Origin of the sequence: Psychrosphaera algicola, assembly GCF_028401425.1 — a bacterium.
Classification (GTDB): Bacteria; Pseudomonadota; Gammaproteobacteria; order Enterobacterales; family Alteromonadaceae; genus Psychrosphaera; species Psychrosphaera algicola.
This window is the reverse complement of the sequence record NZ_JAQOMS010000002.1, coordinates 1,465,308-1,486,513: the sequence shown is the minus strand read 5'-3', so window position 1 is coordinate 1,486,513 and position 21,206 is coordinate 1,465,308. Positions and strand designations below refer to the sequence as shown.

Annotated in this window: 21 protein-coding genes and 2 pseudogenes; 3 read left to right on the top strand and 20 right to left on the bottom strand. The window is 39.3% G+C overall.

Features of this window, described 5'->3' with window-relative positions; all coding sequences use genetic code 11:
* Positions 1-285 precede the first annotated feature (285 nt).
* Positions 286-2,311: pseudogene (locus tag PN838_RS27115) on the top strand (DNA topoisomerase III).
* A 372-nt stretch (positions 2,312-2,683) separates the two neighbouring features.
* Here PN838_RS27115 and PN838_RS07980 read toward each other — a convergent pair.
* The 20 genes and pseudogenes from PN838_RS07980 to PN838_RS07895 form a co-directional block, all read right to left on the bottom strand.
* The gene (locus PN838_RS07980; RefSeq protein ID WP_272180300.1) at positions 2,684-3,529 is read right to left on the bottom strand and encodes an ATP-binding domain-containing protein; all 846 of its coding nucleotides are present in this window, start codon (positions 3,527-3,529) and stop codon (positions 2,684-2,686) included.
* Between the two features lie 7 nt (positions 3,530-3,536).
* Positions 3,537-3,947, bottom strand: coding sequence for a hypothetical protein (locus tag PN838_RS07975; RefSeq protein ID WP_272180299.1), 411 nt, complete (start codon positions 3,945-3,947; stop codon positions 3,537-3,539).
* Positions 3,947-4,339: a nuclease-related domain-containing protein gene (locus tag PN838_RS07970; protein WP_272180298.1), complete on the bottom strand. Its 393-nt coding sequence runs from the start codon at positions 4,337-4,339 to the stop codon at positions 3,947-3,949. Before PN838_RS07970 ends, PN838_RS07975 begins: the two co-directional genes overlap by 1 nt.
* A 21-nt stretch (positions 4,340-4,360) precedes the next feature.
* Positions 4,361-4,543: a hypothetical protein gene (locus PN838_RS07965; protein ID WP_272180297.1), complete on the bottom strand. Its 183-nt coding sequence runs from the start codon at positions 4,541-4,543 to the stop codon at positions 4,361-4,363.
* A 56-nt stretch (positions 4,544-4,599) separates the two neighbouring features.
* Entirely contained in the window at positions 4,600-5,448 is an 849-nt protein-coding gene (locus PN838_RS07960; RefSeq protein WP_272180296.1) for a hypothetical protein, read from the bottom strand.
* Positions 5,367-5,819, bottom strand: a complete 453-nt coding sequence (locus PN838_RS07955) for a hypothetical protein (RefSeq protein WP_272180295.1) — start codon at positions 5,817-5,819, stop codon at positions 5,367-5,369. Before PN838_RS07955 ends, PN838_RS07960 begins: the two co-directional genes overlap by 82 nt.
* A gap of 89 nt (positions 5,820-5,908) precedes the next feature.
* Complete coding sequence (locus tag PN838_RS07950) at positions 5,909-6,829, bottom strand: helicase-related protein (RefSeq protein ID WP_272180294.1); 921 nt, start codon at positions 6,827-6,829, stop codon at positions 5,909-5,911.
* Between the two features lie 8 nt (positions 6,830-6,837).
* Positions 6,838-7,551 (bottom strand): hypothetical protein, encoded by a 714-nt coding sequence (locus tag PN838_RS07945; RefSeq protein WP_272180293.1) that lies wholly within the window; start codon positions 7,549-7,551, stop codon positions 6,838-6,840.
* Positions 7,548-8,159 (bottom strand): hypothetical protein, encoded by a 612-nt coding sequence (locus tag PN838_RS07940; protein ID WP_272180292.1) that lies wholly within the window; start codon positions 8,157-8,159, stop codon positions 7,548-7,550. Before PN838_RS07940 ends, PN838_RS07945 begins: the two co-directional genes overlap by 4 nt.
* A 5-nt stretch (positions 8,160-8,164) precedes the next feature.
* A complete protein-coding gene (locus tag PN838_RS07935; RefSeq protein WP_272180291.1) occupies positions 8,165-8,968 on the bottom strand; it encodes a hypothetical protein in 804 nt (267 codons plus the stop codon).
* A complete protein-coding gene (locus PN838_RS07930) occupies positions 8,950-9,606 on the bottom strand; it encodes a DEAD/DEAH box helicase family protein (RefSeq protein ID WP_272180290.1) in 657 nt (218 codons plus the stop codon). Before PN838_RS07930 ends, PN838_RS07935 begins: the two co-directional genes overlap by 19 nt.
* Positions 9,607-9,662: 56 nt before the next feature.
* Positions 9,663-10,364, bottom strand: a complete 702-nt coding sequence (locus tag PN838_RS07925; RefSeq protein ID WP_272180289.1) for a DEAD/DEAH box helicase — start codon at positions 10,362-10,364, stop codon at positions 9,663-9,665.
* 156 nt (positions 10,365-10,520) lie between these two features.
* Positions 10,521-10,832, bottom strand: coding sequence for a hypothetical protein (locus PN838_RS07920; RefSeq protein ID WP_272180288.1), 312 nt, complete (start codon positions 10,830-10,832; stop codon positions 10,521-10,523).
* Positions 10,796-13,273 carry a hypothetical protein gene (locus tag PN838_RS07915; RefSeq protein ID WP_272180287.1) on the bottom strand — a complete coding sequence of 826 codons (2,478 nt, stop codon included), beginning with the start codon at positions 13,271-13,273 and terminating at the stop codon, positions 10,796-10,798. The genes PN838_RS07920 and PN838_RS07915 overlap by 37 nt, the downstream gene beginning before the upstream one ends.
* 546 nt (positions 13,274-13,819) lie before the next feature.
* A complete protein-coding gene (locus tag PN838_RS27110) occupies positions 13,820-14,026 on the bottom strand; it encodes a transposase (protein WP_370661009.1) in 207 nt (68 codons plus the stop codon).
* A gap of 331 nt (positions 14,027-14,357) precedes the next feature.
* A pseudogene (locus PN838_RS07910) lies at positions 14,358-15,554 on the bottom strand (IS3 family transposase).
* A gap of 608 nt (positions 15,555-16,162) precedes the next feature.
* Positions 16,163-17,221, bottom strand: a complete 1,059-nt coding sequence (locus tag PN838_RS26215) for a glutamate synthase-related protein (protein WP_334313318.1) — start codon at positions 17,219-17,221, stop codon at positions 16,163-16,165.
* Positions 17,218-17,682, bottom strand: a complete 465-nt coding sequence (locus PN838_RS26210) for a hypothetical protein (protein WP_334313317.1) — start codon at positions 17,680-17,682, stop codon at positions 17,218-17,220. The genes PN838_RS26215 and PN838_RS26210 overlap by 4 nt, the downstream gene beginning before the upstream one ends.
* Positions 17,683-17,843: 161 nt before the next feature.
* Complete coding sequence (locus tag PN838_RS07900) at positions 17,844-18,131, bottom strand: MvaI/BcnI family restriction endonuclease (protein ID WP_272180286.1); 288 nt, start codon at positions 18,129-18,131, stop codon at positions 17,844-17,846.
* Complete coding sequence (locus PN838_RS07895) at positions 18,121-19,257, bottom strand: MvaI/BcnI family restriction endonuclease (protein ID WP_272180285.1); 1,137 nt, start codon at positions 19,255-19,257, stop codon at positions 18,121-18,123. Before PN838_RS07895 ends, PN838_RS07900 begins: the two co-directional genes overlap by 11 nt.
* A 364-nt stretch (positions 19,258-19,621) precedes the next feature.
* Here PN838_RS07895 and PN838_RS07890 point away from each other — a divergent pair, with 364 nt between their 5' ends.
* Both PN838_RS07890 and PN838_RS07885 read left to right on the top strand, forming a co-directional pair.
* Positions 19,622-20,032: a DNA cytosine methyltransferase gene (locus PN838_RS07890; protein WP_272180284.1), complete on the top strand. Its 411-nt coding sequence runs from the start codon at positions 19,622-19,624 to the stop codon at positions 20,030-20,032.
* Positions 19,987-21,198 carry a DNA cytosine methyltransferase gene (locus PN838_RS07885; protein ID WP_272180283.1) on the top strand — a complete coding sequence of 404 codons (1,212 nt, stop codon included), beginning with the start codon at positions 19,987-19,989 and terminating at the stop codon, positions 21,196-21,198. The genes PN838_RS07890 and PN838_RS07885 overlap by 46 nt, the downstream gene beginning before the upstream one ends.
* The last annotated feature ends 8 nt before the right edge of the window (positions 21,199-21,206 follow it).

The window sequence follows — 21,206 nt, the reverse complement described above, 5'->3', positions numbered from 1 at the left end:
ATGAGAAAGAATAACGTTATCTATTGGCGTTATTTAAAATATTACAATGGGTATTACACAGTTAACTTCTAGAAGTAAAAGCGACCTCTGTAGAGGTCGTTTTGAAGATAGAAGTCGCTTCGCGATTTTGATATGACGGGTAGCGTACAGAGGGATCACATAGCTCCCAGTCATAGCTCGCTCTCAAACGCCCAAAAATAATCTGTACCTAATTGCCATCGACCTTAGGGTAATTAGTCGGTAAAATTGGCGGTCTATCCTTATTCAGTCCGTTGGTCATTATTCATGAAGTTATTTATTGCGGAGAAACCCAGTCTAGGTCGAGCGATTGTTGACGCGTTGCCTAAACCGCATAAAAAACAAGATGGCTTTATCGAAGCCAGCGACGGCACAGTAGTGACTTGGTGTATCGGTCATTTGTTAGAGCAAGCACCGCCAGAGGATTACGACAGCAAATTTAAAAAGTGGCAAGTTGAACACCTGCCGATTATTCCAACCCAATGGCAATTAAAACCCAAGCCAAAAACGCGCAAGCAATTAACGGTGATCAAAAAGTTAATTGGTAAAGCAACCACTATAGTTAATGCTGGCGACGCCGATAGAGAAGGGCAAATATTGGTTGATGAAGTGATCAGCTATTGTGGTGCTTCAAAGCGAAAAATTGACCAAGCGCAACGTTGTTTGATTAGCGACCTTAATACAGCTGCCGTGTCTAAATCCTTGCATAATCTGCAGTCTAATAAACAGTTTGTGCCATTAGCGGTGAGTGCTTTGGCCCGAGCAAGAGCAGACTGGTTATATGGTCTCAATATGACACGCCTTTGCACATTGCAGGGGCAGAAGTCTGGGTATCAAGGTGTGCTGTCTATTGGGCGTGTACAAACCCCAATTTTAGGATTAGTGGTAAAACGTGACCTTGAAATTGAACAATTTACCGCTAAACCGTTTTATGAAGTGATAGGCCATTTTCAAACACAAAATGGCGAGTTTTACCAAGGGAAATGGCAACCAAGCGATGCCTGCGAACCTTATATGGATGAAGCATCTCGGGTGTTATCAAAGCCATTGGCTGAAAATGTGGTACAGCGGATCACCGACAAACCCGCCGTCATAGACAAAGTTAAAACAGATAAAAAGCAACAGGTTGCGCCGCTGCCGTTTAGTTTGTCTGGTCTGCAAATTGCTGCGGCCAAAGCCTTTGGGTTAAGCGCAAAGCAAGTATTAGATACGTGCCAATCGCTTTATGAGAAACACAAACTGATTACCTATCCGCGTTCGGACTGCCAATATTTACCAGAAGAACACTTTGCCGATGTCCCTAAGGTCGCACAGGCCATGGCCCAATGTTCTGACACATTAAAAAACTGTTAGAAAAAGCCAATTTATCTCAAAAAGGACGAGCTCTGAATGATAAAAAGGTATCGGCCCACCATGCCATAATCCCCACGGCAAATGCGAGGGCTGTTGGCAATTTGACATCCAATGAACAAAAATTATATGGCATGATCGGCCGTCAATACATCGCCCAGTTTTACCCTAAGTTTGAATACAAAGAAAAACAAATTGATACGATTGTCGAAGGGGGATGTTTTGTTAGCAAACAAAAAGAGATCACTCAAAAAGGCTGGAAAAGTCTATTTGAATCAAGCAGTGCAAATAGCAATGCCAAAACGAATGCAAAAACGAATGTCGATACCGATGACCAAGAATGGGCAACATCTGAATTGCCTCAAGTTACGGTAGGTCAGCAGGTGCATTGCCAACGTGGCGAGTTAGTTGAAAAGATGACCAGCCCACCTAAACCCTTTAACGATGCAAGCTTGTTGAGTGCCTTAACCGGCGTAGCGCGTTTTGTTACCGATCCTGCGATAAAAAACTGCTGCGGGATACCGATGGACTAGGCACTGAAGCAACTCGGGCAGGCATCATTGAACTGCTATTTAAACGCCAATTTTTGACTCGTACCGGAAAAAACATAATCGCAACACCGATAGGGCGACAATTAATTCAAGCATTGCCCGACGTTGTATCACAGCCTGACATGACCGCATTGTGGGAGTCGCAACTTGAGTCCATTAGCCAACAATCTATGGGCTACAAACAGTTTATAACCCAAATAGAACAAAACCTTGCGCAACTTATCGAAGACGTTAAAACGGTCAAGTTTGAATCACTGCCACAAAGCCCAGCGAATCGAGGCGCATATAAACCCCGACGACCTCGGTCAACGGCTAAAAAACAGTTAAAAAGAAACGCAGCACTAAGCCAGCCTAGCCCAAAGCAGTCACTTAATTTAGTGCTGTATGACTGAGTATTAAGTGCTTTTAGAGTTTTTTAAAGCGGGTATAACTAAAATTTCGGGTGGCGTAAATCTGTTTTTTGATTATTGATAATATTAACAGAATTACAGTAACGGCTAACAATATTGATTTTCATTCAGAGTAAATAGGGTCTTATACAAATCCTAAACATAGGTTAGCAAAGGAATCAATTCAAACAGGCATGAATAGCCACAGAGATTCGCCTTATTGAGTGTTTTATAATTTTAGATTTGGAGCAGATAAGAACGCTCAGGCGTATCTTAGCTAAATATAAGTTAAGTAGTTAGACAACCACAAAATATATTTTTAACTATTAAATTACGAATAGGTCAATAAACATGAATTAACTTTGTTTATATTATTCACTCAAAAACCTTAAGCAAGTTCAACAGCCAAGAGCCAGTTTCCAGATCTGTTGTAATAATATCCAGCCTTGCTGTTGCACGAGTGAATGCTACATACAAGTCTTCTTCTGCCAATGCGGGATTCATCCCTAGCTTGTCAGCATGTACAAAAATTACATGTCGAGCCTCCAAACCTTTGAATGACTTAATCGTCGAATAAAACACAAAACCCGGCTCACCAAGCTTGCTAATATCTTCTGTTAAGTTAAGGCTATAGGCCTTTCTAGAAGAATTCATACATGAATTTTCTAACTTGTACGGAGAAAGAATCACCGCACCACCATTGGCACTCAATTCATTTACTAGATCCCAAGCCTTCTGTGCCATGGAATCAACTTTGCAAATACTAACATGGGGTACTTCACCTTTAGGTACACCGGGCATAGGCTTAACCACACCGCTACAAACTTTATTAGTGGCAGCGTTAATTCGTTCAGTGTTCCTACAGTTGTGGTAAAGGCGGAACGTCACTTCAGCACCTAATGTCTCGTTGGTACCTTGCCCGTATAAATCTTGCTTATTATCTCCAAAGTAAAGCCATTGGGAGGTATCATAGTCTTTAAGTAATTCATATAAAGCAAAAATTCTTTCATCACCAAAATCCTGTCCTTCATCAATAATAATGGCATCATATTTATCATCTTCATTATGAAAAGAATCCATTACTCTTTCAGGTAATACAGTAGAATAGAAACCTGATGCACCGCTCCCAGAATGGTCATCAACTAGATTCCAAAATAATGAATCGACGCTAAAAATAGCACTCGCCATATCGGGATGTTTAAGTCTTAAGCTCTCTGCCAACTTCTTATTAAAACATACGAAGATTGCTTTTTTCTTCTTCTAGCAGAGCTGACAACTTCCAAAACGCAAGTAATGTTTTACCTGAGCCTGCAGGTCCAATAATTGCAACTCGTGGTAATTCAAATGCCCCGCGCAATGCGGCAAACTGTTGACGAGTAAGCTCTTCAATATCATCTTCATCTTCATTAGCATCTAACTCCGTATCAACTTTAACCACACGAAAACGTTGATTAGTTAGAATTTTAGCCGCATCACTAGCTAATTCTCGGCTGAATTTTTTACCTGTATTCTCGCTTCCTTTTGATAATAATGCTTCCCTAATTGCTCCACCTAATTGATGCATTCGATTTTTAGTTATAAGAGTGGAATCATCATATAGGTCTATTTTACCTTCAACTTCTCCATTTGGGTAAACCACTATCCATGCATGTAAACCATAAATGCATTACTTCCACCTAAAGATAGTTCATCTTTTACTACCTTAGTAAGCGTATGTAAATTTCGATTTGCTTGTTCAGGAGGAGATTCTTTTAGTTTTATTTCACGACCACTAAAGTCACGCCGATACCATGTTCCATCTTCTCCAACAAATACTGATTTTGACCCCTTAACCTCAACAACAGCTAGGCCTAAATCTGGCGCTAAAATCACAAAATCAGCTTCTCCATCTTTAACCGGACCAAAGCCATCTTTCAATGCCCAAGCAACACTGCAGATCACAATCCAACTATCAGGTAACTGCTTAGACAATTGCCTACGGACTTCCCTTTCCCACTTATCTGATGGAACAGGTCCAATTAATCGTGGCATAGATAACTACTCCTATGATTTTTAATTGGCCACAGCCAACACTTTTAAACTCGACCATTGATTTTTAATCAATGGATTTTTACCTATTGGTTTCACTCTTGTATTGCTAGGAAGAACCTGCACCTTAACGATAAAAGGGTCTATACCATCTTTTGCAACTATGTAAGTTCCTTTCTTAATAGACCATACATCTTGCTCTAGCATTCTTTTCCAAGTCTCTCCTTCATAGTCAAAAAGGCTTCCTATCTCTATTTCAGGTATTAATTGATTCTGATTACCACAGATACCCTCACTAAAAAACTAATCTCATATTCTGGGAAAAAAGATGGGTTATTTCTGACCCATGACATTCTTCGTGAAAGATTAAATGAATCCAAAAGTCTTACATTTTTGACAAAAGCTTGCTTTCTAGCAAAGGTAATAATAGATTTCGAAACTTCATCTCTCATCTGATGATCAAGTTGCCAGAGTGGGTGGGCAACTATATCCAAAGTTTTCCCATCTTCAGAAATCCAGCCGTGAAGATAAGAACCATCGGTGATTGGAATAATGTTTCCATCACCAAAAGCCGAACAATAATTTTTAGCGATTTCAGCAAATTCTTCCTGCGAACTTTTCAAGCCAAGACCCCAGTCTTCAAAGTATGGTGTTACACCTGGTATATAATTAGCGTCACGTATTACCGATAATAACTCTAAACCAAGTCGCCAATCTATTAAGGGATGTAAATGACGATTACGGAACCCCTTCAGGAGTAAATCAGGGCTTCTCCATTCTTGCCCAAATGTTTGAGCACGTTTACATTCATCACGTAAAAAGCGACCCAGTTTAGAAAATTTATCGTGATTAATAGGATCAATACAACCCGCGATTAACTCAGACCAATGCTTATTGGCCCAATTTACTAGGCCCGATCCATTGGGATGCTCATCAGATAGATAGAGCTCAGCACCTTCATTGATATCATGCTTATATTTATGAACAGATGCGATTTCTATATCGAGTGAATCAACATCGAGTTCCAGAGCTATAGCTCTTTGTAGAATAGTGGCCGTAGAAAACCATGCCGCTTTTCGACAAGCAACCTCTTTAGGTTTATCAAAAAACATAGCCCAGGACGATCAAGTAACCTTATACTCAAAAGGTCTGTTGTCTTAGATGCAGCAAGTGACGCATGTACATCATTACTTTTATCATTTTTAATCCACATTGAAGCATTAAGCCACTGGCCATTGGGAGTTGGAAAAGTATCCAGTTTTTCAAAAGAAAAAGGTGATAAATTTGCGCTTTGAGTAATTCTGTATACCTTTTGTTGATTAGCGAAGGCTAAAAATGCACCTCCATTAGGCTCTGATAGACTATCTTCTATCGCTTGTGAAGCGACAAAAGATACAGATCCTGAGCCACCATTTGATTGGCCTGAACCTGCAGGTTTACTGAGATTAAAATCTGTCATGAAGCCATTAGGAACAACCGCCAAATAAGCACTCGCATTATCTGAATCACAACTCGAGCATTGTTGGAAAGACTCTCTACCTTGAACATCTTCAAGGTTAACTGGAACAACACTCAGGTTTCTACATTCACGGCAAAAAACTTGCCAAGTAGTTTCACCAACAGGCTCGGCATACGATGTCCATTGATTTGTTTTTTATGCTTAATTGGCCCAACAAGTCCTATAGGCGTTAAGAGACGCTTATCCCATACTCGCTCTGAGCTAGGAGCATAGTCTGTAATGGCCTGCTCAATAGAGCGATCCAATGTTTTAGCTTCTTTAGACCGCTCTTCTCCGCTTGGTAATCCAAAGTGCAAATTTCTAACCATCGTAGGCATACCATACATGGGCAGTACACCCGCATCAGCTAAGGCATTAGCCAAACCACGAGATTTATCTTGCTCACTTTTGACTACTGAATCTAACCGATTAATCATTGCAATATTTTTAGCTAGCAGTTCTGCTTTTATAAACGTTCCACGAGTGACAACCTCAGCAATCTGTAAGATAGTTTTCTTATTATTGTCTAACCATGCAGCTACATTACTTCGTCTATCATCTACATTATCAATATAGTCTTGTACAATCCCCATTTCACCATGGGTATCTGGTTGAGAATTAAAAGCAGTCCAAGTTAAGCCCACGGCTTGAAATGCACGACGTAAAACTTCCTTATTAATTAGTCTTTCCGCTAAAATATTTTGGTCTTCGCTGACCGAAATACTCGGTTGTGGGGGAATACCACTGGTCATTTCCTCTGGGTGTTCAAAGTGGATACGATCATGAGTTTGACCTCGGCAATAGGTCAACGCAGCAGAAAATGCTTGCTTCTTTCGACCTGCACGACCCGCTCGCTGCTGATAATTGAAACGTTCGGGCGGCATATTAGCCTGAAAAACAGATAGTAAAGATCCTATATCAACACCGACTTCCATCGTAGTAGTTACCGATAATAAATCAATACTGTCGACTTTACGGTTTATATTACGGGGCACTACATCATCTAGCTGCTCATCTTTAAAAAGATATCTCTGAAGTGTCGTTGCCTTTGCGCTTGATTATCAGTTTGACCTGTTAATTCCTCCGAATGGATTCGAAACGCAGATGAAGAATTTACAGATAAATTTGCATGATAATGCCCTATTTCTATTTTTTCAGCAGTTTTAAAACCATTGGGTTCTGTGGTTAGAATTGCTGAACATCTGGAGCAAACACCACCGGATGAGTGCCAATGAATCTGAGTACAGTTATCACAAATCCACGGTTTATCATTTGGCTCTACATTGCGCACCCATAACTGGTCGAGTCTAACAATTCCCCAATGATGGCCTTCGCTGGTATGAGCATCACACACAGCAACCCTCAACGACTCATAGTCTGTACGATTATGTTGTGCGCATATCTCTAAGTACCTTTTGACTCGCTTTTGGACAATCTGTCGTGACTTATCATTCGGTTGATCCATTTTCCATTCAGTTCTAGGTCCATTTTGGTCATGCTCATATGGAACCGTAAAGTACTCTTCCGTTAGAATACGTAAAACACTCTCAGCAATATTTCTGAAAATATTTGATGGTATACCTGCGGGGCCAGCTTTATTGAAATTGGATGAAAGAGCAAGGTGACCGAAACCTTTAGACTCTAAGTTATAAAGCAGGCGACCAGAGATCGCCTTCCAAGCCTTTTTCCTTAGTGTGGAATCCATTTTATTAATCAAGAAATTCTTTTTTCCTCGGTTAAATTATTTGCTAGCAAAGCCTTATCGAAATCAATAAGATCCACCCAACCAAAAGACTGTCCATTCCTTGATTGGAGGTACTTTACATCAACACCTGAACCTGCAGGATTAACGCCAAGTTCGAGCATTCTTTGCCAAATTATAGGAACATCTAGCTTGTCCTGACTTACCGGGTGCAAGAATGAATCCAACCGAACATAACCAGATTTATAATTAAGGATTATTTCTACATTAGATTTAGCATCTGATGTAGCGCGGCTAGGTCTATTAATGACTAATTCAGCATCACTTAAAAAGGAGAGCAACTCATCTTTAATCTGAATGTTTTTTTCAAGAAGTCGGTCAATTTCCTCTTCTTTATCTTCTTTAACGCAGTCTAAAATTTCTTTCTTGATTTCTTCTACAAAGCCAACGGAGCGATGACGTATTTCATCAAGAATGAAATACTGTAACAAGCTATCCCATTGACCAGATTCAATTCCATTAGCTAATTTAGCGGCGGCTTGACGACTATCTGAAAATGCAACGAGCTTTCTAAAATCATTAGGGAGTACAGACATCAAATGTTTTGCAAGTAATAAAGACATTTGATCTAAACCTGTAGCAAATGCCCTAATAGGAGATGGCTTACCACCCTTCCTTTCAGAATAGCTTGTATAGCAAGACGGGCACATCTGCGGCATTGCAGGTAATTGAAATTCATCCCCCAATCATTATCATCAACACTAAACCATAGGCACTTAGTTTGTTTCGGGTTATGGACTCCTATTTCAACGACTCCTGTTACAGGGTCAATTGAACCTTTCTTCCATCCTGCGCTCGCTGTTTTAGCTGGATTACCAACACGCCCCTCTAAACCCACTCGTTCAACTGAGCCCTGTTCCCAAATTAATCCATCTTCATTGGGATATTCATCTGGCACTAAATAAACAACACCTAAGTTTTTATAATTTTGTGCATCCGTGCGGCCTTGCGGAGCAGCCTCTGGTATGCTTTCAATGGCTGAGGGTAGAGTTGCAAGTTCATATTTAGTCCCCTGCACCCCGCCAGCATGCATTTTGTAACCAGCTAATAACTGAGTGCCACAGCATTCGCAATAAAGAACTTCTAATACTCGTTTACCTTCAAAAACTAATCTTGATTCGGGTAATAGCTTACCAACTCTACGTTTGCTATCTTTTCTGTCTTTAATATCAGCGGTAGCCCAAAGTCCATCAATGTTCTTAGTCATCCAATGAAAGCGCAGTCTAGGTAAAATATAGCTTGTAAAATCCTGACCTTTATTTTGAAGTGCCGTGGCCTGTCCTAATCCATAAAATAGTCCCCTTATTGCAACGTCTTGCTCTTTAGGCGAGATGTTAGGGAAGCAAACAGCCTTTAGCTTTTCCAGAGACATAGAAGTGAACCTATTACTCTCACTACTAAAAAACTATAAGCAATAGCTTCCATATTTTTAGCCGTGACAAGCTCATTTACAAGCTCTTGTATATGTTCACTTTCAACTTCATTTCCACTAGCAATTGCTTCTCCTAACTCTATTGAAGTCGTATCAATATTTTCTGAAAAGTCATGTGCTTGTCCATCTGCTGGATACATAGACTCACCACTTTCAATATGAAAGCGTTGTTTTGCCTCTACTGGCGTCAATCCAAACATTCCACCTAGGAAATCATATGACTCTTCATCTTCTCCTAAGGAAGCACTAGACGCTAAAATTTGGAGTTGTTTGCTATCTGCAGACAAGCCAAGCCTATCCATCAATAATCTGAGTAGATAACCAACTTCTGTGCCCGATGAACCACGATATAAATGTAATTCATCCACAACTAGTTGGAAAACATGATTTTCCCTATCCTCTTCCAACCACTTCTTAGTCGCCTCAAAGATTTGGGAGTCGGCTCTATCATTAACGAAAGCTTTATCTTCATGACGCATTAGCATGATAGATAACATACTTACATTGGTAATGAGTAAATCAGGTGGTGTATCTTGCATTTCCCAACGATGGAACATTTCACAGGAGTCTACTTCCATTCTAGGAATAAAATCTTGTTGATCTTGTAGAACAACGAGCTCTTTTTCCTTTATTTTTATTTTTTCTTATTTCCTTCTCGATTAGCCTCTTTAAGCTCACTATTAGCATTCTTTAACTGCTCTTTGTATTCTTCATATTCACTATGTGCCCGCATGATCTTTTTAGTGAGTTCCGATCTCTTAGCTGTGTTTGCTTTTCCATCACTTTTGAAAGGGTGCCCTGATACTGGGGTCGAGCCGTTGTACCGCCCAAATCGAATTCGGTTCCCCTCTAAAGCATCATCCATAGCACTAAGTGACTCTTTAGCATCCAAAGCTGATCTCAGTCTTGAAATTTGATCTTCAACTAAAGCATTCATTGGATAGAGCAATAACGCACGAACTGCTGGGGTTCGTGTCTCTTTTCGTAGCAACTTCCTACTACTATCCCATTTAATGCTATTTCCCCAAGTTTTATTTGGAGCTTGTGGAGGTTTCCAGTTTCCTTTGGCTTCTTTAATAATGGATGCCAATACTGGCAGCAGAAAAGCTTCAGTTTTACCTGAGCCCGTTCCAGTAACAACCACGCAATGTTTTCGTTCTTGAGCCAATGCTTTTTGTAACATTACTTGTTGATGTTGATATAAATTTATATTTTTCGGTATAAGTGATGCACTAGCGACCTGAACAAAAGAACTAATAGTCTCTTGTGATAAAGCTGGTAAATCTTTTGTATTTAACTCTTCTAATTTTTTTCCGGATTTATAAACAGGTAACACTTCAACATAAGGTTCTTGGAAAAAAACCCCGGAGAATCTAACAAACTCTGACGATCTTCCTCAAATGACTTGGAGTTTGTACCAAATGCGGACTTAACATATTTTTTTAAATGATCTTGAAGGTTTTCCCAAGAACCAATGGGGTCTTTATCTATACTAACTAACATTTTTATCCTCTATCCTTCTCGATATTGTATTACATCGCATTTCCCTAAGTTCACCACCAAGTAAACTTGCTATATTTCTCGCGACTACTTCTGGTACCCAGCGATAATAGAGCCATTTACCATTAGCCATTTCGCTGAACACACAGCTTACTTTGCCAATCACTCGTTGATTTGTGTCAAAAAGCAAGTAAGATTCACCATCCTTCTTACTTGTAATTTGCATTACAATAGGTCCGTCTCCAGCAGACAATGCTAAAGCACGCTCTATAACAAAAGGGGTTCCATTCTTGCCGGCAGCCATAAACATCCCGTTACCTTGTCATAAGGAATTGGCCAAGGGCTAGCATCAAGTATGCTGTAAGGAGGATTTTTAATAAACTCGGCAAATGCACCCATAGCTATCCAAACTCCCCACCTTGAATCATGAATAAAACTATATTTTGAAACACCATCTCCAAGATTTTCACCTAGTTTATATACACGCATGCCTTGTATTTTAGGATCTTCATACTTAAACAGCTCAAATTTACGACTTTTATCAACCAATATATTTTCTGTTTCATTAAATACACCTCGAGATGGATTCAATCTCTCTAAGTAATTAGGACAGAAACCTTGTTCTGGATACCACGATAGATTTTCTTTTGTTTCTTGAATAGAACCCAACCATTGAGATAATTTCTGAGCGGGTAAATCAACCACCTGAAAATTACACAATTGTGCGATCTCAGTTATTGCTAAGAATCCATCAGAAGAAATACGAATAGCAGGTAATTTATTTGATGTGGTTTTATCAATAAAAACTCGGCAATTGGCAACTTGTTCGAGTTGTTTCCATTGCTGGAGTCGTAGACTGCCGCAAACTCCATACAACTGATGTTGCTTACTATCTTTGATGGGAAGGCTATAAAGGGTTGGTGGCACAGAACAAACACGAACCATATGCCCTTTTACATTTGTTTCAACTTCAACATGCCCTCTGCGCCTAAGTTCACGTATCAATAGAGCTGGCTCTATATCATCAATGCCAAAATTATTGGCAAGACGCCTGATTTGATCACGTGCCACTCCATAGTTCATAGAGCCTTTATTAGTAGTTGCAATTGAGTCTATGAAAAGAGAAGAAACATTAGACTCCATACATTCAAAAACTTGTAAAGCAGCCCCATTGGTCAGATTGTTCTCATCAACTTGAAAAGAATTTATATCTAGACCGCTTGAAAGTGCTTCACCAATATCCGCTCCGCGAAGACCACTATCGTCGGTTAATATTCTTCCATATTTATCAATAGAGAAAGAAGTGCTCTGTGCCGTTGCTAATCCACCAGTAGCTAAAATCTGCAGACCCGCAACACACAGATCTTCATCGCCTAACCTAGCTTTAATCTTGAAGACTGAGCCACTTCCTTCGTTTAGGGAGAACTTATAACGCTTAATCGATACATGTTTACCTTCATCTAACTCTTCAAAAGTCAAACCTGAAGAAGTCAACTCAGCTTTGGTGGGCGCTTCCAACTCAATAATAGGCAAATCGTAATATGCATATTTCTTACTACCAGCACCAATAATAGACCTCCCTCCAACAAACCTGATGCGAGCTTTTGCTGGTGCAGAGATATCTTCATCAACTATTTCAGCTCGCTGTTCAGGAGTGAGTTTCGCTGTATCTTTGATACAAATTAACCCCCAATGATCCGATAAATCACCTATATCTTCAGATGTATGTTCTATTTTCTCATTTGTTAGATATCGCTCTAGATTTGAATATTCACTGCGGGAATAGAGAAGAAATACTAGACCTTCCAAAGGCATTTCACGTTCAAGAAGTGAGTCATGCAAAGAGGGATCAGGACTATCCCATATCAATACTCGCACCTTATCTTGTCTTAAGTAAATTTTTCTTACTATGCGCTCACCATCACTTTCCGTATAAGACAATATTGAGTCAATTTGTTTTTCTGCTGACTGGTTTAGCGCAATTTTTGCTTTTGTCTGTTTAGTAGAAGAAATACTATTGATATGGGTGCCAGATAACTCCAGCTTGGCCTCTAGCTCATCATTATCACCCACTTTTATTGCATAATTGAGACCCGTTACAGTAGCTGGAAGACGCCAACCTAAATCCCAACAAGTGGTATCATCTTCGTCATTCAATTTCAGGATGATTGATAGTTCGTCATTCTCTCCTTGATGAAACACAGTTTGAGCATTTTTATGGCTACTATAAGAATTTGTGCTTTTTGGCACGCGTCCATCCCAAAACTCGAGATAAGAACTTAATAATCGCTTTAGATGAACTCTATAATCCTTAGAACGCATTGCCGCCTTAAGTCTATTACTTATATAATGTGAATGTTCTCCATGCTCAAGGAGCTGCGTTAGCTGGGTATCATTCAGGCTTTGTCCGGGATGCAATCTGCAACTACCAAACAACCTTTTTATGCCTTCGAGATCCCTAACTGTGACTATTGCTTGGGCATTTGCCAAACCTACAAATTTATGTGCCCCAAGTACATTAAGGCTAAAATATCCGAAAGAACCTTTTTGTTGGTATTTAGACCAGTGTTCTAAGTCAGACCACGTATTTCCCATTAACTCTCTTACATTATTTGGAAAAGGTTCAGATATTAATTCGCAGACAGTTGAATAGAAACCAGTTGTTACTTCTTCGGAGCTCGCAAGTACCCATAATGCAATATATGGTAGGTAGGTTGGGGCATTTCTATTTTTGTAAATACACAATTCATTGCTTAAGGTCTTTATATCCTATAGGCCTTTTACTAGGCCAACGGCGTTGCTTGGCTAATTTATTTGCTTTTATAGCAATATTATCATTACCAAGTATCCAGCTTGGCCCCTCTTTAACCGCTTCAATTAAACCATTTGCCCCACCTACGTGAACTCCTATCCCTTCAAGTTCAAGCCTATTCGTTGAAACCCAAACATCCTAGCCAGTATTGAACTCTGAAAAGTATTCTTGGAGCAATATTGAATTCCATTCCGCAAATAAAGACATACAATTTCCATATTGGATTTTATAATTTACAACTTCTACAATTACATAACTTAATTAGATTGTCACATTGAAACTTATAACCAATAATAATTTTAGAAAATACTGTAGATACCATCTCTCAAAATAGGGCACAAGTGCACTGTTAGGCGACAATTAGATAATTTGCGATTATATTCGGTTTGGTTCTTGATTACACCAAAACAGATTTATATGAGTTTTCTTATTGCTGCACTAAGCGCCTTCAATTTGGACTTGACTGCTTTTAACAATCGTTATTTTTGACGCCTAATATCTGGATTGTGCTTGCCTGCCGTTACAGCTGCTAAATATAGTTTTGCTCTAATTCGCGATGGTCCTGTTTTACTTAAAGTTGTTCTACCCTTGAAAGTTCGTGATTCATTTAGTCTAGGTATTAAACCGACGTAAGCAGCTACTTGTTTGGCTGTTGTGGATTTTTTAGCCGAAAAATAAAAATACAAGTTCTCTTGCCATCACGTCACCAATACCGCTATTAGTTTTTAGTAATTTATTGTTCTTTCTCAGCGTGGAATTTGAATCTACTTGGTGATCGATATCGTTTTTCAATGTTGAAATTTCGGCTTCTAGTACGGTGATAATATCGCTAATTGATTTAATGACACGATCAGATATTCCGATAGTCTGAATTGCTTCTAGACGACTGATTTCGCGCCTAGAATCCTTCTAAAGTGCAGATAGACGGCGAGACATAGCTTTTAACTCTCTAATTGCTACTTCTTCTGGCTCCCACAGTCTGACGCTATCTAGTTGTCTAGATCTTAATTGTAGTGGTCAACTGTTTTTGGCCACGGTTTTATAGTTTAGCCAGTATCTTTTCTCTGACTCATTTGGTGCCAAACCGCCATTATGCTGATGCGGCCTAACTTGGCTGTAATAGCCAATAATATATTTCGTGATATCTATCTTAGCTTCATTAAAACTACGATAACCTACCGTCGGTATCCATTCTGTCTTTAAACTTCTGAAAAATCGCTCCATCGGTGCGTTGTCCCAGCAATTTCCGCGTCGGCTCATGCTTTGTGTTATCTGGTAACGCCACAGCCTCTGTCTGAATTTACGGCTTGTGTAATGACTGCCTTGGTCACTGTGAAACATCACGTTTTCAGGTCTGCCACGTAGCTCGTAAGCCATTGTTAGTGCTTTGACTGTTAAATCGCTATCAGGTGAGTGTGACATTGCCCACCCAACAGGTTTTCGAGCGAACAAATCAATCACGACCGCTAAATAGGCCCAACGATTTCCTGTCCATATGTACGTCACATCGCCGCACCAGACTTGATTGGGCGCAGTTACATCAAACTGACGACCAAGCAAATTAGGTATTGCCACATGCTCCTTTGAGCCTTTCTTATAAGCATGTTGTGGTATCTGACAACTCACTAAATTAAGCTTTTTCATTAACTTAGTAGCCCGGTATCGACTCAACGTTACGTCACTTTCATCTTGTGTAATGATTTCACTGATTGTTCTGGCACCTGCGGAGCCACCGCTTAACTCATGAGCATTCTCAACCTTCTTTAGTAATACTTGATGCTCGACTGACGGCGAATTATCTCGTTTCAGCCAATATTTAAAGCTGCTACGATTAACACCGAAGACATCACACAATATTTTTATTGGATACCTTAGCTTTATGGCTCTGATTGAGTTTTTCGATTAATTCGAATTGTTCAGTGAGTCCGACATCAACAGAGCCGTAGCCTTTTTTAGAATTTCCTTTTCTAATTCAATGCGTTCAATTTTCTTTTCAAGCTCTCTTATCCTAAGCTGCTCGGGAGTCATGGGGGTTGCTTTAGGCGCTTTACCTTGCCGTTCTTCTTTTAACTGTTTAACCCATTTACCAATCGTCGAATAACCCACATTCATGGCCTTGGCTGCTTCTTCATGGGTATAACCATGATCGAGTACCAATTGTGCCGTTTCTAATCTAAATTCTGGGCTGAAATTTTTACGTGACTTCTTAGCCATTATCTTCACCTAATACTGCTATGATTCAATCATAACATCCTCTAATTAGGTGGCCAAAATCACTATGCCACTACAAATAGATGATTTACAAGTATATAGTAAGTGGAAAAGTTCAATTAAATGACTCGTGAGCTGGATTTGGAATTGAGTAAAATTTGGTTCGAATCAAATGGAGTTTATACGGAATGCTTTCTCAATTTCTTATAAATCATACACTTAAATAGAAAGCCCTCGATATTTCAATTGCTAGTATCGAGTATCGTTAATAACAATAGAATATCTTAGATATTCGTGGCTTATTGTTTTATCCTCGGACTTATTACAATAAATGCTTAGTTGGGCTTTTTCAGGAATATATTTTTTAATAATTACTCAGCACGTCCATGACTATGAATCCAAGGTCTGGTGGGATTTGACTTAAAATGGATTAAAGGCTTAGATAGTTATCTAGCTAAGCAACTCAAAATATAGGCTCATGACTACGAGCCTATATCAGCAATCGCACTACGAAATATTTCGTACATCTAATTCTGGTGGATGAACAGGTGCGGTGTCTTCAATATAAAAGCTGTCACTGCGGGCTTTGCTCCACCAAATTTGCCACATGCCTAAGGCAGTGCGTCGTTCAGTAGCTGTTTGGTTTTCAATTCAGGTACTGTATGGGTGTTAGACTCAAGCATGCCGTTTGGGGTTCTGCGTTTGACCATATTGTAAGTGAGTTTATACACTTCATCTAAACCCATAGCGCCTAGTAATTCATAAAAGCTGTGTAATGTATGGTGTTGGAACGAAGCGACTCGTTTTGCTTTGCGCTCAACGTCAATAGCTTTGCTGCGATTTTTGTCCTGCGTTGCAATGCCGGTAGGGCATTTGTTGGTATCGCATTGTTTGGACTGAATACAACCCACCGACATCATAAAGGTGCGCGCCGCATTAACCATGTCGGCACCAAATGCAACTTTGTTCACTATGTCGAAGCCAGACGCGGTTTTACCCGACGCGATGACTTTGATCTCTGAACGAATACCTAAACCGACTAAAACGTTATTTACAAAATAGACACCCTCAAGGCACATTAAACCAAGGCGATTACTAAACTCAACCGGAGCAGCGCCAGTGCCTCCCTCGGCGCCGTCAACGGTGATGAAGTCGACAAACACGCCCGTTTCTATCATGGCCTTACCTAAACACAAAAACTCCGCAGGATTGCCTATACACAGTTTTATGCCAATGGGTTTACCACCGCTGAGTTCTCTAAGTTTTGAAACAAAGCTAAGCAATTCTAAAGGTGTTGAAAATTCAGGGTTCATTGGCGGCGAGACGCAGTCGTGTTCTTTGCTTATTCCGCGTATTACCGCAATTTCATCAGTGATCTTAGCTTTAGGCAAAACCCCGCCATGACCGGGTTTAGCCCCTTGAGATAACTTAATTTCAATCATTTTAACTTGCTCTAGGTTGGCGAGCTTTGCAAAGTCGTCGGCGCTAAATCGACCATTATCGTCGCGGCAGCCAAATAACCCTGTGCCTATTTGCCAAACCAAGTCACCACCATGTTTTAAGTGATGCGAGCTGATGCCGCCTTCTCCCGTATTGTGGTAAAAGTCACCTTGTTTTGCGCCTAAGTTCATCGCTTGAATTGCCTCAGCGCTAAGTGCGCCGTAGCTCATTGCGGAAATATTAAGTCGCGAGGCCAGATTAGGTTTTTACATTGTGAGCTGCCAACACGAATGCGTTTGCTTTCTTCCTTTAAAACCTTAGGTGCCATTGAATGCCAAATACTTTGGTAATTGGTCTGCATTAAATCGCGCTGCGTACCAAACGGAATGGTATCACTCACGCCTTTTGCACGGCGATAAACAAGGTTGCGCTGTTCGCGGTTAAACGGCATTTCTTCAATGTCACTGGCGATAAAATACTGCTGGATCTCAATTCTAATGGATTCAAAAAAGTACCTAAAATACGCTAACACAGGATAAAGCCTATTTAGTGTATGACGGCTACTGGTGATGTCATGTAGGCCAACAAGGGTATAAACAGACGTGAAGACCATTAGACTCACGGTCCAGCCATTTACAAAATTAAGTAACAAAAAATGGCAAGGGCGTTGCCAAAGGTCGCGATTATCCATAAAACTCGTTGTGCAGTTGTCATCAAATCATATCCATCTAAAAGTCGTTATCTTCAGCGCCTTATCATCATAAAACGCCTTTAACTGATAACTTTAAGAATATACGAAATTAAAAATATGGAAATCGATAGTTGCGGGCTATACGTTAGAATAACTCAACGTTAAAGTAAGCTATATTTAACTGGGTCTGGAAAAAGTAAATTTAGGTTCTTTTTATCAATTTTAAAAAGTGGACCTTTTTCACTTACACGATTATTTTTCCCATTACGTTTAATTAAATGGTCCATTGTAACAATGCCACTTTCTAATAGCTCCATTAACTGGCTAGCCAATGGTTTTTTAGTATGGATAACGTTTTTCAGTTGGAAGTGTTCTACGCCGTCAACAATAGTACTTTCGGCTTCAATCCAGAAGGTTTCTGCATGCTTCTCTCTAAGTCTATTTCTCAATAGTTGACCTTAGCCAAATTGCGACAACTTCTTTCTTTTTAAACAACTCCACTAATTGGTCATTATTTTTATCATATTTAAAAGATAATCCTTGAGAATTTTCATTAATAGTTGAAATAGTGCAGTACAATTTAAAATCATCACCACGTTCGTAGCCAAACTTCTCCAAAATATCCGCACTTCTTTTACAAGGGCTAATATTCCAATCTGCCACCTGAGCAAATAAGTTTGTTCTTGTTTTATTGCTTCGCCCTGCTTTTAGTTCTATTCCTTTATAATCAGGTAACTTACTTGAGTTTGCTTCAATACCTAATAGCGTTTCAAGAGTATAGCCAATTGCTGTATCTCCCTTACGAAGTGCCTTAAACGGGCTTTTCGCAAGCTCCTTAAGTTTTAGCATTAATTCTTTTGATACAGAAGTATTTGCTTCAATATACTGGTTCAACAATTCCGAAATAGGATGTTCTTTATTCAAGAGGACATCGGATAGCTTTGTCTTAGATAAATTAATTAAATAGGGTTCATTTCGAAAAATAATAATTGCGACTTGATCACCAGCAACTGCAAGTTCACCAAGTTTTCTGAACCACATCCGAGGATCCCCATTTTTAGTATTCGGTCTATAAAGGCTAACTTTCGATTTGATAGCACCACCTGTCGTTAATAGATGAGCTGTTTTTATAATTTTATTCTCATTTCCCTGCGTCTGAGAATAATAAAAGTGAAAGTTTTCCAATTCAAAGTGAGTTCTTACTTGCTGTGTGGCATCCAAAATTGATTTTTTAAGGCCGGTTATTGTCGGTTCGAATGTTGAAAATTCAACACCCATTTGAGTCAGTTGAATTTTATTTAACTTCACTAAATTAAGCTGTTTGCCATTCGTTTCTGGTTTGGCAACGTCGATAAGTACCGTCGCATCAATAGATTTCCAGTAAGCTTCTAATTTTGGCTTGAGAGTTCTCCAGGTAGAATTGTCAGTGTTCTTGCTAAAATGTTCGTAGGCCTCATGAGTCTTTAAGTTGTACTTTGCTTTTAACTCTTTAATCTGCTTTTTTAAGGTTTTTTCTGTAGGGTATTTGCGATCATTCACTTCTTTTAGTCCCTTATTTATAAGCTCTAGTGGCATAATTAGATTTCAATAGGACATGCGCGGACACGCTTTACGAATTAAGAGGGCATTTAGTCCACAAGCCCTTGGACATGTCTAAACCACATAACTTGGAATAAGTTCGTGATAGATATGTTCAAAATGTGTAGATAGTTACAGAAGGAAAATTTCTCACCGTAAACCGCCAATACTTAAATGTATTGGTATCTACAGAGAGGATCACGTGGACCTTTGAGGGGTTATTCAACGGCTGCTCTCAAACAACCAGACATAATGCTAAGCCGCCAATGCCATTTGTGTCAACTAATTGGAGTTATAGCCATGGACATTTAGGTGAAATGGAATTATTATGTCGCCTAAGTTTGTCTAATGAGTTTTTCAATTGAATCATATAGAGTTATTTTCAGGTTGTGGCGGTCTGTGTTTAGGCCTTGATAAAGCCGGTTTTGAATTAGTTTTGGCTAATGAGTTGTCTCCAATGGCAGCAGAGTCTTTTGCATACAACTTTTTCAATGAAGACCTTGAAGATAAATCAAATGAAAACCTGCAACCGGAAAATGCGGTTTGGATAAATAGCCAGTTTGCTGACCTAAAAAGTAGACTTAGAGAAAACCCGTTTTCATCTCCTAAGTTTAAGGAAACTGGCCATAGTGATTTACCAGCTAATTTCGACGAACTAAATGGAAAGTTAATAGTTGGAAGTATAATCGAGCTAAATCGACTTATTGAAGACAGCCCTAAGTTGGCTTGGCAATTAAAAGATGCATTTGGAAGAGATGGGGGCTGGATTTAGTTTCAGGTGGTCCACCTTGTCAAAGTTTTAGTATGGCGGGAAAACGTGAGCAAAATAGTGATAAAAATGCATTGCCTTGGGAGTTCGCTAAATTCGTTGGGCATGTGCAACCAAAACTGGTGTTACTTGAAAATGTGACCGGAATTTTGAGAGCATTTAAAGACGCCGAGGGAAAAAGTTTTCATGCATGGTATGAAGTGGCTAAAGTGTTTGCGTCGATTGGTTATATCCCGCTTTGCTTACATGTTAATGCTAGAATGGCAGGCGTACCGCAAAACCGTCCTCGATTCATTATGATTGGTGTTAGAAATGATCATTTTAAAATTATAGAACCTAACTTCAATGAAGCTGATGTTCAACTATTTGCGCCGTCTTTGGAGTTTTATAATTTAGTTAAAAAATATGGTGCAGAACTTCCTTTCGGTAAGTTAGGTTATTTTGATGCTACAAAAAGTAAAGATTTATCAAAGTTTGAAAATTCTTTTCTGCATAATTTAGTTGGAAATACAGAAGTTTCGGTTAAAGAAGCCCTAAATGACCTTAAGTTCTTTAATAAAGCAAAACCTTCAAAATATGTAACTAAATTAAATAGTACTTTTGATAACTTGAAAACGAAGACGGAAATTAAAAATCATGAACTTAGGAGAAATAGCCCGTTAGTAAAACGACGTTTTAGATTATACCAAGTACTACAGTTAATAGGTCATCGCCATATTAACAAGGCTGTTTTTGAGGTTCTAAAAGGTAATACAACGAAACTTGAGGATGATGTTTGGGCAGCTTTGAAATGTTATGAATTTTTGCATGAAAATGGCGAATTAGATAAATTTGATTCAAAAACTGAATTTCAGAACTATCTATTAGCACATCCAACTAAAAAGCAAACTCAAAAAGCACTTGTTGTTGACTCTCCAGCGCCAGCTGCTTTATCTATACCTGATGATGCCTGTCATTACGACGAAAATGAACTTCGCGTGTTGACTGTTCGTGAAATGGCGCGAATTCAATCATTCCCAGATAGTTTTGTTTTTCGTTCAAAGATAACAACAGGTGGTCAAATGCGAAAATTTGAGGTTCCTCAATATACTCAAGTCGGCAACGCTGTCCCACCTTTACTGGGATTAGCATTAGGAAATACAATTAAAAATCTACTAACTAAAAGTTGAAAAATTTA

What these genes read in the sequence shown, in the direction of transcription:
- PN838_RS07960 (WP_272180296.1), bottom strand. Translation starts at nt 5,448, where the DNA reads ATGTTTTTTGATAAACCTAAAGAGGTTGCTTGTCGAAAAGCGGCATGG.
- PN838_RS07940 (WP_272180292.1), bottom strand. Translation starts at nt 8,159, where the DNA reads ATGTCTTTATTACTTGCAAAACATTTGATGTCTGTACTCCCTAATGAT.
- PN838_RS26210 (WP_334313317.1), bottom strand. Translation starts at nt 17,682, where the DNA reads ATGGATAATCGCGACCTTTGGCAACGCCCTTGCCATTTTTTGTTACTT.
- PN838_RS07970 (WP_272180298.1), bottom strand. Translation starts at nt 4,339, where the DNA reads ATGCCACGATTAATTGGACCTGTTCCATCAGATAAGTGGGAAAGGGAA.
- PN838_RS07935 (WP_272180291.1), bottom strand. Translation starts at nt 8,968, where the DNA reads ATGTCTCTGGAAAAGCTAAAGGCTGTTTGCTTCCCTAACATCTCGCCT.
- PN838_RS07920 (WP_272180288.1), bottom strand. Translation starts at nt 10,832, where the DNA reads ATGGCTGCCGGCAAGAATGGAACCCCTTTTGTTATAGAGCGTGCTTTA.
- PN838_RS07930 (WP_272180290.1), bottom strand. Translation starts at nt 9,606, where the DNA reads ATGGAAGTAGACTCCTGTGAAATGTTCCATCGTTGGGAAATGCAAGAT.
- PN838_RS07965 (WP_272180297.1), bottom strand. Translation starts at nt 4,543, where the DNA reads ATGCTAGAGCAAGATGTATGGTCTATTAAGAAAGGAACTTACATAGTT.
- PN838_RS07895 (WP_272180285.1), bottom strand. Translation starts at nt 19,257, where the DNA reads ATGCCACTAGAGCTTATAAATAAGGGACTAAAAGAAGTGAATGATCGC.
- PN838_RS26215 (WP_334313318.1), bottom strand. Translation starts at nt 17,221, where the DNA reads ATGAGCTACGGCGCACTTAGCGCTGAGGCAATTCAAGCGATGAACTTA.